The 13,171-nt window shown below is 66.7% G+C and carries 10 protein-coding genes; 1 reads left to right on the top strand and 9 read right to left on the bottom strand.

The genetic code is table 11. The annotated features are described in order from the left end of the window. Positions 1–39 precede the first annotated feature (39 nt). From HNQ07_RS17490 to HNQ07_RS17475, 4 genes are all read right to left on the bottom strand, one after another. The gene (locus HNQ07_RS17490; protein ID WP_184114137.1) at positions 40–1,149 is read right to left on the bottom strand and encodes a substrate-binding domain-containing protein; all 1,110 of its coding nucleotides are present in this window, start codon (positions 1,147–1,149) and stop codon (positions 40–42) included. A 43-nt stretch (positions 1,150–1,192) separates the two neighbouring features. Continuing rightward, positions 1,193–2,017 carry a sugar phosphate isomerase/epimerase family protein gene (locus tag HNQ07_RS17485; protein ID WP_184114135.1) on the bottom strand — a complete coding sequence of 275 codons (825 nt, stop codon included), beginning with the start codon at positions 2,015–2,017 and terminating at the stop codon, positions 1,193–1,195. Positions 2,018–2,131: 114 nt separating this feature from the next. Continuing rightward, on the bottom strand, positions 2,132–3,262 hold the full coding sequence (locus tag HNQ07_RS17480; RefSeq protein WP_184114133.1) for a Gfo/Idh/MocA family protein: 1,131 nt from the start codon (positions 3,260–3,262) through the stop codon (positions 2,132–2,134). Next, complete coding sequence (locus tag HNQ07_RS17475) at positions 3,259–4,437, bottom strand: Gfo/Idh/MocA family protein (RefSeq protein WP_184114131.1); 1,179 nt, start codon at positions 4,435–4,437, stop codon at positions 3,259–3,261. Before HNQ07_RS17475 ends, HNQ07_RS17480 begins: the two co-directional genes overlap by 4 nt. A 243-nt stretch (positions 4,438–4,680) precedes the next feature. On the opposite strand from HNQ07_RS17475, the gene HNQ07_RS17470 reads away from it, so the two are divergent. Next, on the top strand, positions 4,681–7,071 hold the full coding sequence (locus tag HNQ07_RS17470) for a LuxR C-terminal-related transcriptional regulator (RefSeq protein ID WP_229832106.1): 2,391 nt from the start codon (positions 4,681–4,683) through the stop codon (positions 7,069–7,071). A 306-nt stretch (positions 7,072–7,377) separates the two neighbouring features. Here the strand turns inward: HNQ07_RS17470 and HNQ07_RS17465 are convergent, their stop codons facing one another. From HNQ07_RS17465 to HNQ07_RS17445, 5 genes are all read right to left on the bottom strand, one after another. After that, positions 7,378–8,115, bottom strand: a complete 738-nt coding sequence (locus HNQ07_RS17465) for an alpha/beta fold hydrolase (RefSeq protein WP_184114129.1) — start codon at positions 8,113–8,115, stop codon at positions 7,378–7,380. 180 nt (positions 8,116–8,295) lie between these two features. Further along, positions 8,296–9,441: an L-dopachrome tautomerase-related protein gene (locus tag HNQ07_RS17460; RefSeq protein WP_184114127.1), complete on the bottom strand. Its 1,146-nt coding sequence runs from the start codon at positions 9,439–9,441 to the stop codon at positions 8,296–8,298. A 1,363-nt stretch (positions 9,442–10,804) separates the two neighbouring features. After that, positions 10,805–11,359, bottom strand: a complete 555-nt coding sequence (locus HNQ07_RS17455; RefSeq protein ID WP_184114125.1) for a VapC50 family PIN domain-containing toxin — start codon at positions 11,357–11,359, stop codon at positions 10,805–10,807. Further along, the gene (locus HNQ07_RS17450) at positions 11,356–11,742 is read right to left on the bottom strand and encodes a helix-turn-helix domain-containing protein (RefSeq protein ID WP_184114123.1); all 387 of its coding nucleotides are present in this window, start codon (positions 11,740–11,742) and stop codon (positions 11,356–11,358) included. The genes HNQ07_RS17455 and HNQ07_RS17450 overlap by 4 nt, the downstream gene beginning before the upstream one ends. Before the next feature lie 762 nt (positions 11,743–12,504). After that, entirely contained in the window at positions 12,505–13,098 is a 594-nt protein-coding gene (locus HNQ07_RS17445; RefSeq protein ID WP_184114121.1) for a TetR/AcrR family transcriptional regulator, read from the bottom strand. Positions 13,099–13,171 lie beyond the last annotated feature (73 nt).

Here is a 13,171-nt window from a genome sequence, read left to right as displayed (position 1 = left end):
GAGTGGGGCCGTGCGCAGGGAGCGCGGCCCCGGGAGGACTTACTTCAGGACGGACTGGATGTCGCTGGGCAGCGTCTTGTTGTAGACCTGCTTCCACGCGGTGGCCAGCGTGGCGCGCGTGACGGGCAGCGCGTTCAGGGCGACGTACGCGGGGGCCTTCTTGCCCAGCAGGCCGTACGCGGCGAGGTTCGCCTCGGTCACACCGGCGTCGTAGGGGCGCTGGGCGCCCAGGCCGCGCACCATGCCGCCCTGCTTGGCCATCTCCAGCGCGACGTTCTTCCCGAGGTCCATCGTCGCGATGACCAGGTCCTTGCGCCCGGCGGTGCGCGCGGCGCTCATCACGCCCTCGGCCGGTACGTCCCACACGGCCCAGATGGCGTTCAGGTTGGGGTTGCGGGTCAGCATGGCCGACGCGACCTTCTCCGCGTCACCGGCGAAGTCCGGCCCGCCGATGCCCTGCTCGGCCACGATCTTGATGTTGGGGTACTTTGCGATGGTCGCCTTGAAGGCGTCGTAGCGCTGTTTGGTCACGAAGAAGTCCGCCGCGTGGAAGATCACGCCGATGTTCCCCTTGCTGCCCAGTTGCTGCGCCAACAGGTGTGCCGAGGCCACGCCGTTGCCGTAATTGTCGGCGGAAACAACACTCACGTAGTCCGTTCCGGCTTTGAGTCCGCTGGGGACGTTATCCATAAACACCAGTTTCACGCCGGCCTTTGCCGCTTTCTTGTACGACGCGGCTGTGGCCACGGGATCGGTCGGGATGGACACGATGATGCTCGGCTTGCGCGCCAGCACCGTCTCGATGTCGGACACCTGTTTTTCCGGCTTGAAGTTCGCGTCCGTCACGGCGATGACCTTGATGCCGAGTTTGGCGAACTGGGCCTTGAGGCCGTCCACCTGCGCGTTGCTCCAGTCGTTGCCGCCGTAGTGCAGCACGATCGCGGCCGTGGCGTTCATGGCCTTCACCTTGGCGATCTCCGCCGGGGTCAGGGTCACGCTGGACGCGGGTGAGGGAGATTCGCCGGAGGGGCCTTTCGAGTAGACCTTCGTGGCGAGCTCCTTGAGGGCGGCCTGTGGATCCACCCCCTGAGCGAGGGCGGCGGTGACGAGTGCGGCGGCGACGAGGGCGAGCTTGGCTGTGTGCTTCATGGTGAACTCCTGGGGTGGGATGAATGGGCGGGAAGATGGGGCGTCAGTCCGTGGAAACGGCCGTGCGGGCCTGGAGCCACGCGAGGCTGCGCGCCGCGGCACCCTTCGGATCGGCGTGGCTGTCGAGCTCGACGGTGACCCAGCCGTCGAAGTGGATGTCCTGCAGTGCCTGCCAGATGGCGGCCATCTCGGGATCCTCGTCAAGGGGCACAAACCCGAAGGGATCGCGGCTCAGGCCCTTGAGGTGGATGTAGGGAATGCGGTCCGCGTACGTCCGGATCAGGATCGGCAGGTCATTTCCGCCGGCCGCGAGGTGGGCGGTGTCCGGGCACAGGCCGATGGTGCACTGCGACATGACCTTCTCCAGCGCCTCGGGGCCCTCCACGAGCGTGCCCAGGTGTGGGTGGTACAGCGCGGTCAGTCCAAAGGTCCGGGCGAGCTCGGCGGCGCGGTCGAGGCCGTGGGCGAGCTTCGTGTAGTCGTCCTCACGTGGACCGCCGTGCCGTTTGGCCCCGCCGCCGAGCACCAGGAACTCGGCCCCGAAGGTCTGGCCGATGCGTGCGGCCTGCTCGATGCGCCAGAACTCGTCCTCCAGCACGTCGTCGTAAATGAAGTTCGCCCCCGAGTACACCGCGATCAGGCTGAGGTTCCCTGCCGTCAGGAAGCTCCGGAAGTCGTCCTCGCGGCCCTGGTAGGCCATCAGATTGCCGTCGAACAGTTCCACGCCCTGGTACCCGGCGGCCGCGATGTCGCGCAGCGCCTCCTGATCCGATCCGGGCGTGAGATAGAACAGGTCCTTGATGCTCGTGACGCCCGCCGGGTGCCCGACGACGCCTCCCCAAGTGTTGGTCTGGTAGCCGAATCTCATAGTGTGAACCTCCTGCCAGCGCCGCGGAGAGCTGTCCTGGCTTGACGGGTAAACGGGCTCGGGGTGGGGGCGGCTCAGCGGGCGGTCACGGGGGCTCCCTCTGCAGACCGGGGGTCATACGGAAACATCCAGGGCAGCCCCGATTTCGGCCGCCTGGCCAGTGAGGTGGCTCGCGTAGGCCGCCTCGACGAACAGGGCGGCGGCGTGGCCGTCCTCGAAGCGGGCGATGCGCGGGTCTGGCGTGCCGGACAGGCCAGCATAAAAGGCGCGCAGCACGTTGGTGATGGCATCTGGATAGCCCTCCGGATGCCCGGACGGGTAGTGGGTGAAGGGATGGCCCGTGTCTTTGAGCTGCACTGTGCGGCGGTCGTCACGGGAGGAGAGGTCGATCTCCTCGGGCCGCTCCTGGCGCCAGCGGGCGCTCCCACGTGTGCCCAGGATCTCCAGCGCCAGATCGTTCTTGTGACCGGGCGCGACCTGCGAGAGCTCGAAGCTCGCGTGGACGCCGCCGTAGTCCACCCACAGGCTCGCCTGATCTTCGGTGGTCACGGTGAAGGCCTCGGTCTCGGTGCCGCCACTCGCGAAGGTCTGGAGCGTGCCCAGCGGCCGGCGGCGCTCGGCGTGCAGGGTCGAGAAGCGCGCCTGCACGCGCCGCGGTTCCAGCCCGGTGACGTACCGCGCCAGATCGCTCAGATGTGAGCCGATGTCCGACACGGCGCGGGTCTCGTGGGCGGGCGCACCGACCCGCCAGTTGAAGTCCGTGGCATACAGCAGCCAGTCCTGCAGGTAGTGCCCACGCAGGGAGACGATCTCGCCCAGCTCCCCGCCCCGGACGAGGTCGCGCAGGGTCTGCACCGCCGCGTAGCCCCGGTAAGTGAAATTGACGGCTGTCTGTCGCCCGGAGGCGCGGGCCGCCTGGAGCTGCCGGGCGGTCTCGCCGCTGCTCACGCCCAGGGGTTTCTCGCTGAACACGTGCTTCCCCGCCGCGAGGGCCCACAGGTTCTGTGTGGCGTGCACGTCGTTCGGGCCGCACTGGTGCACGACGTCCACCGCCGGATCGGCCAGCAGCTCGTCCAGCGAGACGTACGGGCGCAGGTTCAGCCGGGCCGCCTCGCGCCGGGTGTAATTCTCCTCGTGTCCGAGCACGCCGGCGATGGGAATGCCGAGGCGACGCAGCGCCTCCAGGTGGGCCTGCCCGATGAAACCGATGCCGATCAGCGCGGCCTGTGGGACGGGTGGGGTCATGACGGGGCTCCTTGTGGAGTGGGGCGACTGGGAGGTGTGGGAGACCTGGGCTCGAGGTCACGGATCGCCACCCAGCGGCGTTCGGTGTGGCTACGCGCCGCGGCTGCGACCGTCAGCGCGGCGGCGTGTCCGTCCTCGAAGGTCGGGTAGCTGCTGTCCTCACCGGAGAGCGCGGCGTAGTACGCGCGGATACCGTTGGTCAGGGCGTCGGCATAGCCCTCGGGATGACCGGCGGGGTAGTGCATGTGCTCCAGCGCGTCCGCGCACAGCAGGCTGGACTTGTGCAGCACCCCGTCGGGGTGGCCCGCTTGAGCCAGCCACACCTGCTCCGGAGTCTCCTGCTGCCAGCGGGCGCTGCCACGCGTACCGATGACCTCCAGACTCAGGTCGTTGCGGTGCCCGGCATACACCTGCGCCACTTCGAAGGTCGCAGTCACGTCCGGGCCGTACTCGAGGATCAGGGTCGCCTGATCCTCCGCCTCCACGTCGAAGGGCACCTGCGGCGTGCCGGGCCCGGCAGGCCGGTATCGGGTGGGGTGCATCCGGCTCAGGCGCGCCAGGACGCCGGTGGCCTCCAGACCCGTGACGAAGCGCGCCAGGTCGAGCAGGTGCGAGCCGATGTCGCCCAGCGCGCGGGTCTCCTCGGCGCTGGACTCCAGCCGCCAGTTGTAGTCCTCCGGCGAGAGCAGCCAGTCCTGAAGGTAGTGCCCGCGCAGGTACCGCACCTCGCCCAGGTCGCCCGAGCGCACCCGGTGCCGCAGTTCGCGCACCATCGGGTAGCCCCGGTAGGTGAAGTGCACGCCGTGCCGCAGGCCGCTCACCCGGGCGTAGTCCAGTTGCCGGCGCGATTCGTGCGCGGTCACGCCCAACGGCTTCTCGGAGAACACGTGCTTGCCGGCCTTGAGTGCCGCGAGGTTCAGCTCCACATGCACGTCGCTGGGCGCACAGTCGTGGACGACCGTCACGGTCGGGTCGTGCAGGGCCGTCCAGGTGTCCGGATAGGCGCGCACGCCATACCGGTGCGCGACTGCCCCGGTGCGCGCGGGGTCGCTGCCGACCACGCCAGCCACCGGAATCCCCAGGCGCCGCAGGGCCTCCAGGTGCGCGCCGGCCGTGAAGCCGGCACCGAGGATCAGCGCGCAGGGAGGCTGGGGTGTGAAGCTCGCATACGACATGACAGACCTTCCAGAGATGGGGGCCGTCCGCCCGATGGCGCTGGGGCCAGTGGGGAACTGAGATGGAGACAGAGCAGACGCGGGGAACGCCAGCGGTCTGGCGGTGGAACCCTGTGCAGTGCGTTTTGACCTGCCTGCACCCTAAAGCAGAGCCGGGTGCCGGCACATCCTGAGGGTCTGGGGGGAGCCGCGGTGACGGGGGAGCTGTGGACCCCTCACTTCTGGGGGGAGGCCGGCAGCGCTATGCTGGGTTCCACCCTCCACACCGCGCCGGCGGCGGTGGCGCCGCCCCGCATCCCTATGAACGTCTGGTATTCCACTGAAAGTCAGGTGTCCATGTCATCGCCGTCCGGTTCTGTGCTCCCCCACCATGCGCTGCCCACTCAGGCCACCCCACTCGTCGGGCGAGGCGTGGAGGTTACGCAGATCAGGGGTGTGCTGGAGAATCCGGACGTCTCGCTGCTGACCCTGACTGGTCCAGGCGGCGTCGGCAAGACCCGGCTGGCGCTGGAGGTCGCCCGGCAGCTGGCCAGCGCATACCCAGACGGCGTGGTCTTTGTCCCGCTCGCTGACGTCACCGAGCAGGCGGGGGTGTTGGGTGCCCTGGGCGCGTCGCTGCACCTGCACGAATCGCAGCGGCCGTCGCTGGAGGTGTTGTGCGACTTCCTGGCCGAATCGCAGCGCCTCATCGTTCTGGACAATTTCGAGCAGGTGCTGTCGGCGGCGCCGGCCGTGGCCGCCCTAATGCGCGCGGCGCCCGACCTGAGCGTCCTGGTGACCAGCCGGGAGCGGCTGGGCCTGTACGGCGAGCACGAGTACGCGGTGCCGCCCCTCTCGCTGCCCGGCCCTGGCGGCGGCGGCGAGGCGCTGCACCTGTTCCTGGAGCGCGTACGCGCGGTGCAGCCGAACTTCTCACCCACGCCGGAGCGGCTGGAGGTGCTCTCCGAGATCGTCCGGCGCCTCGACGGCCTTCCCCTTGCCATCGAACTGGCCGCAGCGCGCATCCGGCTGCTGCCGCCCACCACGCTGCTTGCCCGGCTCGACAACCGCCTGGCCCTGCTGCAGGGTGGAGCGCGCGACCTGCCAAGCCGCCAGCAGACGCTGCGGGCCGCCATTGATTGGAGCTTTGATCTGCTGGCCCTGCCCGAGCAGCGCCTGTTCGCGCGCCTGGGCGTGTTCGTGGGGGGCTGGTCCCTCGAGGCGGCCGAGGCCGTGTGCAACGTGGATGGGGACACCGACGTCCTCGAGGGCCTCGCCTCCCTGCATGAAAAGAGCCTCGTGCAGCGGTACGAAGGAGACGAGGCCCGCTACGGCATGCTGGAGACCCTCGGCGAGTATGCCCGTGAGCGGCTGGCGGCCTCCGGTGAACTTGCGTCCATGCGCCAGCGGCACATGACGTACGCACTCGCCCGCCTGGACCTGATCGGCCCTGCCCTGCAGGGGGACAATCAGGCCCGCTGGTACCAGCGGCTCAGCGGCTCGCGCGCGAACATCCTGGCCGCCATGCGGGAGGCCCTGGCCAACAGCCCTGAGCGGCTTGGAGACTTTTCACGGCATCTGGGCTGGATGTGGTCGCAGCGGGCCGAATACGACGCGCAGCCGTTGCTGCTCGCTGCTCTGGACAGCGCTGACCTGAGCCGGAAGGCGCGGGGCTGGGTGCGGTGTGCGGTCGCCGGCATGGCGTACCGACAGGGACAGTACGCGGAGGCCAGGCAGACGGCACTGGCCGCTGCAGCCGACTTTGGCGCCGCCTGCGACCCGAGCGGGGAGGCACATGCCCGGAACGTGTACTCGCAGAGCGTGTTCGCCACGGATCTGGCCCTGGCCCGTGAGTCGGTGACCGCCAGCCAGACGCTGGCGGACGCGCACGCCGATCGGTGGCTCCTGACGCTCGACCTGATCATGCTCGGGTGGATCAATGTGCTTGATGGCCGCCTGGACGAAGCGAACCAGAATCTCATTGATGCGCGCTTGCACGCCAACACGCTGCAAGAGAGCAGCCTGCTCGGCTGGATAGGAATCGCCTCCGCTGGCCTGGCGTTGCGCCAGGGCGTGATAGAGCCCACGGCAGCGCTCCTGGGTGAGGCGCTGGAATATGCGGAACAGGCTGGCATTCAGGCTATGCGCGCCGCGGCGTGGCAGGGGCTGGCGTACCTCGCGGCGTACCGGCATGATGCGGGGCGGGGCGCCATGCTGTGGGGAGCCATGCAGACGCTGCGGCGCAAACGCAGTCTCGTTGCGCCGTGGGAAGAGCAGCTCTTCGCGCCGGGACTGCATGAACTCGCTCGCCAATTGGGCGCCGATGACCTACAGCGTCATCTGGAGGAGGGGCGTCGCCTGCCTGAGGCCGACGCGTACGACTTGGCCCGCCAGATCCTTTGGAGTCAGAGCGTGGCCCCGGCGCCCGAACAGTTACCAGAGATCCGGCGGCAGGAGCTCAGCACGCCGCTCACGCCCAGGGAACGGGAAGTGCTGGCGCTTCTGGCCGATGGACTGAGCAACAAGCAGATCGCGAGCCGTCTCGGCTCTGGCGTCTACACGGTCAATGACCACGTCAGCGCGATCTACAGCAAGCTCGGGGTGCGGGGCCGCGCCGCCGTCACCCGGTACGTCCTGGAGCACAGATTGGTGTGACCGGAGCGTCGGGGTGCTAGCCAGATCACTTGACCGGTCGGCCGTGTCAAGCAGGCAGGCGTCGGGCATGGATCCACCGATGTCGAGAAACCACGGTGCGCGGCTGCCTCATGATTCACCCCAGTGGCTGTGGCACGGTGTCACCTTCAGGGGTTCTGGCAACGTGACCTCGGCGAGGCCGGAGTTGCGCAGCAGGCGGCTAGACACTCAAGCCGCCTACTGCGCAACTCCGGCCTATCAAAAGTTGAGTTGCCAGAACTGTCAGTGGGGTGAAAGCCCTCTGGAGATGGTCGGCATCGTTACAATTCAGTGCAGGGCATTGCGCCGCGCCCACTGCAGGACAGCCGCATTGAAGGCAGCAGCGTTCTCGATATTCACGGCGTGCGCCGCGCCCGGCACTACCACCAGCTGAGCGTTCGGGATGTTCTGGTCCATCTTCTGCGAGAACGCCGGCGGATACACCGTGTCCTCGGCACCGACCACGATCAGCGTGGGGACACGGATGGTTTTCAGCGTGGGAAGGCTGTCGGGCCGCGTGGCCAGGGTGGACGAGCCGCCCAGCACGCCGTTCAGGCTGGACTGCTTCATCAGACCCTCAAGGAAGGCCTTCAGTTGCGGCCGCTGGGTCCGGGTCTTGCCCGTCAGCATGTCCTTGATCAGCTCGGGCACGATGCTGGGCACGCCGTTGGCCTGGGCCTGCGCGCCAATCCCGGTCCATAGGTGCTGTTCGGTGATGGAAGCGGGGTTGGCGGTCGTGGCGATCAGCACCATTCCCATGAAGCGCTCGGGGGCACGGCGGTACAGTTCGAACACGACCGGCCCCCCCATGCTCATCCCGCCGAAGATGGCTTTCTGGACGTCCAGCCGGTCCAGCACTGCCAAGGCATCCTGCGCGTACATCTGTACCGAAGCCTGCGCTTCGGGCGCCGCGCTCTGCCCGAAGCCGCGCAGGTCCAGGGTGATCACCCGGAACGTCCTGCTCAGGACGCTGGCATTGTTCTTGAAGTACTCGCCACTCAGGGGAAACCCGTGGATCAGCAGCATGGCGGGCCCCTGACCCTGAACGCGGTAATGGATCCGCGCCCCGCCAGAGTTCACGAACCCATCCTGAGTTCCCTGGGCGGAGGCAGTCGTAGCGGCGAGACCCAGCGTGACGGTGAGGGCAGCGCGACGTGCAGAGCGGAACGGCAGCATCTGAACTCCTGTGGGGTGAGAGGCGAGGTGTCAGCGCAGCAGCACCGGCTGGGCGGAGATTTTCAGGCGGAACAGGGCGTAGGGTGGAGTCCGCTGGTCGACGCCGTAGTGGTACTTGGCCTGGCGGTTGAGCTGGTTGTTCATCACATACAGGTAGCCGCCCTGCAGCGAGAGCGTGTCCGGCCAGATCAACCGGGGATCGCGCGCAACGGTCTCAAATTCACCGTCTGGGCGGCGTTTGAAGATGGCGTTCAACTCATGGTTGGTGGTGTAGATGTTGCCGGCGGTGTCCTCGGCCAGACCGTCCGAGACTCCTTTTTCACCCAGGTCGCGCACCTGCGCCTTCACGGCGGCGTCACCGAGGGCCTCGTCGCGCAGTGCGGCGGTGGGCACTGCGTACAGGCGGCGTGACGCGACGGGCGCGTAGTACAGGTACTCCCCGTTCGGACTGATGGCGATGGAATCGGAGGCGAAGGACACCGGACTGGCCAGACCGCCGGGCGGCCGCTCCAGCAGCGCCTGACCGTCGGGAAATGAGACGAACCCAGGCACCGGCAGGACGGTCGCGTCGCCGGTCAGCTTGCGCCAGCTGCGGCCACTGGCCAGATCGACCACAATGATCCCAGCCCCTGACTTCGCGCCGGAATCGGTGATGTAGGCCACGCCGTCCCGGCCATGGCGCAGGTCAATACGCAGGTCGTTCAGGTAGGTGTTTCTCAGCACCACCGTGGATGGGAACCGGATGGTGCGGATGATCCGGTTGGTCGCGGTATCGATCCCGACCAGTTTGGGGGCGAACTGGTCCAGGATAGGGCCGAGGTCAAACGTGCCGGTGTCGAGCACCCACAGCCGGTCGCGGGCGTCCACCGTGAGCCCCTGCACGCCGATAAAGTGGCTGTCCTGGTAAGGGATCGGTGTGGTGTTGATCTCCGCGTCCGGGTACGGCACCTCACGGCCACCGCGCAGTTCGGCGATCGAATAGGGCACGGGGTCTTCCCAGCGCGGGAACGACACAAAAATACGCCCGTGACTGTTGACCGCCACGCCCACCGGCATGTGACCCCTGAAGGCGTGCACGAGTTCCAGGGGAGCACCCTGCACCAGCGGGGCGTGGCTCAGGTCCTGTCCTCCGGCCTGAGCGGTCAAGAGGGCGAGGGCCAGCCAGTATCGTCGCATGGAACTCCTTCACAGCGCAGCGAGCAGCAGGAAGCTGAGAGGTTGACGCTCCGTTGGTGGAACACTCTGACAGCCGACGGTCGAAAAGACCCAGTTGCTTAGTCGATGCCAGGGTAGGCAAGTACGACGACATCTGACCTTCAGGCGAATGTGTCCAGCTCCGAACGCGACGGAGAGTGGAGAGGCCCCCAATGAGGCCTGAATGCAGTCTGTAATGCAGCGCGGCCATGCATGCTTGGGAAGCTGAAATCTCGCTTCAGTCAAATGGCGGCCACGGTCCACTTTGCATGAGTTCAGCCTCACGGCACACACATCTCTCATCTCAGCCCGCCAGCTGACTTATCACGCCAATCTTGCTTATGGGCCAGCATTGTCGGTGAACCCGCCCTGACTGTCTCTACGCCATTTGCTCGCGAAGAAGGTCTCGTCTACCCGCGAGTTACGTCAGGGCCATCTGGACAGAGAATGCAGCCCGCCGCTTTGAGTTGCGCCGCCTCGGGACTGCAGCGTCGAATGCGGTCTGGTCTCAGGCCGAGGTGACCTGCATAAGGCCGCGCCTGCGCATCTGGCCACACGTTTAGGCCCTTGCGCAGCAACGCGGGCATTCGGCGCTGCACGTCCACCAGATCCGACGTCGGCGGCCCGGTTACGATGATGGCGCTGTCCAGACGCCGCTGCTGACGCCATCCCTTGCTGTGGCGTTGACCATCACTGAGTCCGGTCGTTGATGGAGAGTTGAGCGTCCAAGGCGCGGTGTACCGCAGTCAGAGGTCAGTCTTGGACTCGCCGCCGCTAGAGCGCGGCTATTCCCCGCCGCCCGCGTCACCACCGTGAACCCCCTGTCCCCAGCTCACCTGACGCCGCCGCCACGATAAACCGCAGTTGTTGGAACGCGATCAGTATCAGGCCAAAGGAGCACCGGCCTCCTACAGTGCCCACCTTGGTGGTGTTCGAGGACAGCGCCGTGCTGACCCGATACTGCGTAGGCTCGACAGTGTTCGCGACCCTACACCCTAAAGCCGGCTTTTTGGGTGTAGAGCGTAGTGTGCGGCACAAAACCTCATTTGCCGGGTGCAGCCTTCGCGGATGTCTCTTGTCTCCGACGACTTATGGACGTTGATCAGGCAGCTCCTGCCTCTCCCCCAAAGCTGATGATCTCTGGCCGTCACCGTCCACCCCGTGGGTGTACTGCTCGCAAATACACTCCAGTGAGCGTGTCAGCATGGGCAATCGTTGGTTGAATCAGGGTGGACGTGTTTGGGCACCAGCAGTTGTGGTGGTGATTCTGACAGGGATGGCATATCGACCGAACTGCGTCTCCGAGTTCACGCCCACATGGAACGCATGCTGGGCCGCCAATGCCTCACATCCGGAGCCTGTGCGCCGTGGCGGTGAGACCAACCGCTTCGAGCCGATCGACGAGGGCCGTCCATGAGTAGGGGGGCCGGCGCAACGACTGGCGCAGCGCCTCAACTGCAGCGCGTGTCTCTACAGCAGCGGCGTCCAGGTGGCGGCTCACGAGTTCATCTGGCGTGACCGCCTCCAGCCCGTGGGGCTCGAGTACGGCCGCCGGAAAATGCCTCAGGTTCCACGTCACGAGCACGTCTGCTCCCGCGCCCAGCGATGCGGCCAACACGTGACGGTCTCCCGGGTCCGGCAACACGAGCCGTGTGGTGACGGCCTCGTCGGCCTGAACCGTGGCATCAGGCAGGGCCTGGCGCATGAGGCCGAGCGTCCGCTGCAGCCGTTCTGGGGTGAGATCCGGCCGGTCGGCGAGCAGGTTGGTCATCCACTCGTCGTGGATGGCGTCGCTCCAGCGCGCAGCGATGATGCCGGCGGTGCCGAGGTGCATCAGGAGGTTGCGGGTCAGGGACGGGTAGAGGACGGAAGCGTCGAGCAGGGCGACCAGCGGCCTCAACCGAGATCCATCTCCTGCAGGTCATCGGCCAGGGCCTGCAGGGCGGCCTGGCGCTGGCCATCCAGGCGCGCCTTGTAGGCCAGAACGTCGTCGAGGGCCAGCCGGCGACGGGGGCCGACTTTGCGGTGCGGGAGGGCTCCGTCGTCGATGAGCTTCACGAGGTACGGGCGACTGACGTGCAGCAGGTCGGCCGCCTGCTGCGTTCCGATCTCCGCGTCGAGCGTGACCACGTGGATGGCCTTGCCAGCCGCGACCTGACCGAGCAGATCGCCCAGCAGTGCTGCGAGTCGGGGGGGAACCTGTCCGGCCTGGGCCTGGAGCTGCTTGAGTTGGGTGTGGGCGGCCTGGGTGTCGGCGGGCGTTGGGAGAAAAGGGGTGGTCATGGTCTGGTACCTCTGATGGTCAGTCTACGAAATGAACGACCCAAACGAAACAAACGAAACCACACTTTGCTGCTGACCTCCAGAACTCACGCAAACAAGACTAACGCCGTTTTCCTTATCTTACCTCTTGGACTTTCTGGTAAGCGGCCTTGCTCAAAAGTCCTCTGGTACACCGACACCACTGAAGCAGCCAGAGTCCGCTCGCCCCCTGCGCGCACAAGCCGCCGCGATCGGCGCTGCCCTGCATGACGTGCTCGCGACCAACAGCGACCTCGCAACCTCACGCCCGGACAGCACCTGAACGCCCTCACGCGCGACCTCCTGAACCCTGCGCTGCCAGAGTCTGCCCGCCTCGAAACCTTCCAGCACGGCCTACAGGAACTCAAAGACGTTATGACCACCCACCACGAAGCCGGGCACGTCCTGGCGTACCTGGCTCTCATCCCAAGGGACCACCTTGGATTGGGAATCCTGTGAAAGAACGAGGTCTACCGGGGCTCAGAAGTCATCTGAGACGAGCAGGTACACGGCCGGGCCACCCCACGCGTCGAACGTAGACAGTGCCTTGAACCAGTTCCTACGCTTTTCGGTCGCTGACCGAAGAGCAGGGGTCGTGCCAAACCTCGTGCCGGGCGTCGTTCATTGGCAAGCGGTGACGCAGTGGCCTCCGGTCAGGTTCAGTCCGCCACCGTGCTGGTTCTCCCGCCGTCACCATCCCAACACCGTGCCATCGCCGCGCGCATGGTAAATGCTGGGCCAGGCTCATCCAGCGAGGAGCCGCCGTACCGCCGATCCGTAGGCGTCGAGATCGATATCATCCAGCAACATGGCCTGGAGCAGGTGGCCCTGAATCAGGGCCAGCATGGTCTGAGCCGTGGCGTCGGGGGACAGATCTGGTGACAGCGTGCCAGCCACCTGAGCGCGCCGAACCAGCGCGGCAAAGTGGGCCAGCAGGTCCCGGTAGAGTTCCTGACCACGGGAGCGGATGGCGTCGTTGCGAAGCGCTTCAGACCAGATCTGCGGGAGCAGGCGGATCAATGGCTCGTCAGGAGTCGCGTGGAGGCGCCAGGAAATGAGACGCAGCGATTCCACGACCGCGTCGGCCGGGCTGTCCGCCCGCTTGCTGGTGGCAACGACGGCCTCGATGACGGTGCCCAGGTAGCGGTCAACGATGGCCGCGATGAGGTCATCCTTGTTCTTGAAGTAGCGGTAGACGCTTCCGGCCGAGAGTCCGCTGGCGTGGATGATGTCGGCCATGCTCGTGGCGTGGAAGCCGTCTTGCGCGAAACATCCGGCCGCTGACGTGAGAATGGCGTCCTTGCGCTCGTCGCGGTGTTCCTGAGAGACCCTCGGCATCGTTGCCGCCACTATAGTCAAAAAGAATGAACGTTCGCTCTTGACTTGGCGCGGTCAGCCGGGTACGCTCATA

Source organism: Deinococcus metalli (assembly GCF_014201805.1).
In the GTDB taxonomy this organism is placed as follows: domain Bacteria; phylum Deinococcota; class Deinococci; order Deinococcales; family Deinococcaceae; genus Deinococcus; species Deinococcus metalli.
The sequence above is the reverse complement of the archived record's forward strand: the minus strand, read 5'-3'. Positions and strand labels throughout refer to the sequence as shown.

Bases quoted from the DNA above. Each gene is read 5' to 3' on its own strand.
- HNQ07_RS17490 (WP_184114137.1), bottom strand. From the start codon at position 1,149: ATGAAGCACACAGCCAAGCTCGCCCTCGTCGCCGCCGCACTCGTCACC.
- HNQ07_RS17485 (WP_184114135.1), bottom strand. From the start codon at position 2,017: ATGAGATTCGGCTACCAGACCAACACTTGGGGAGGCGTCGTCGGGCAC.
- HNQ07_RS17480 (WP_184114133.1), bottom strand. From the start codon at position 3,262: ATGACCCCACCCGTCCCACAGGCCGCGCTGATCGGCATCGGTTTCATC.
- HNQ07_RS17475 (WP_184114131.1), bottom strand. From the start codon at position 4,437: ATGTCGTATGCGAGCTTCACACCCCAGCCTCCCTGCGCGCTGATCCTC.
- HNQ07_RS17470 (WP_229832106.1), top strand. From the start codon at position 4,681: ATGCTGGGTTCCACCCTCCACACCGCGCCGGCGGCGGTGGCGCCGCCC.
- HNQ07_RS17465 (WP_184114129.1), bottom strand. From the start codon at position 8,115: ATGCTGCTGATCCACGGGTTTCCCCTGAGTGGCGAGTACTTCAAGAAC.
- HNQ07_RS17460 (WP_184114127.1), bottom strand. From the start codon at position 9,441: ATGCGACGATACTGGCTGGCCCTCGCCCTCTTGACCGCTCAGGCCGGA.
- HNQ07_RS17450 (WP_184114123.1), bottom strand. From the start codon at position 11,742: ATGACCACCCCTTTTCTCCCAACGCCCGCCGACACCCAGGCCGCCCAC.
- HNQ07_RS17445 (WP_184114121.1), bottom strand. From the start codon at position 13,098: ATGCCGAGGGTCTCTCAGGAACACCGCGACGAGCGCAAGGACGCCATT.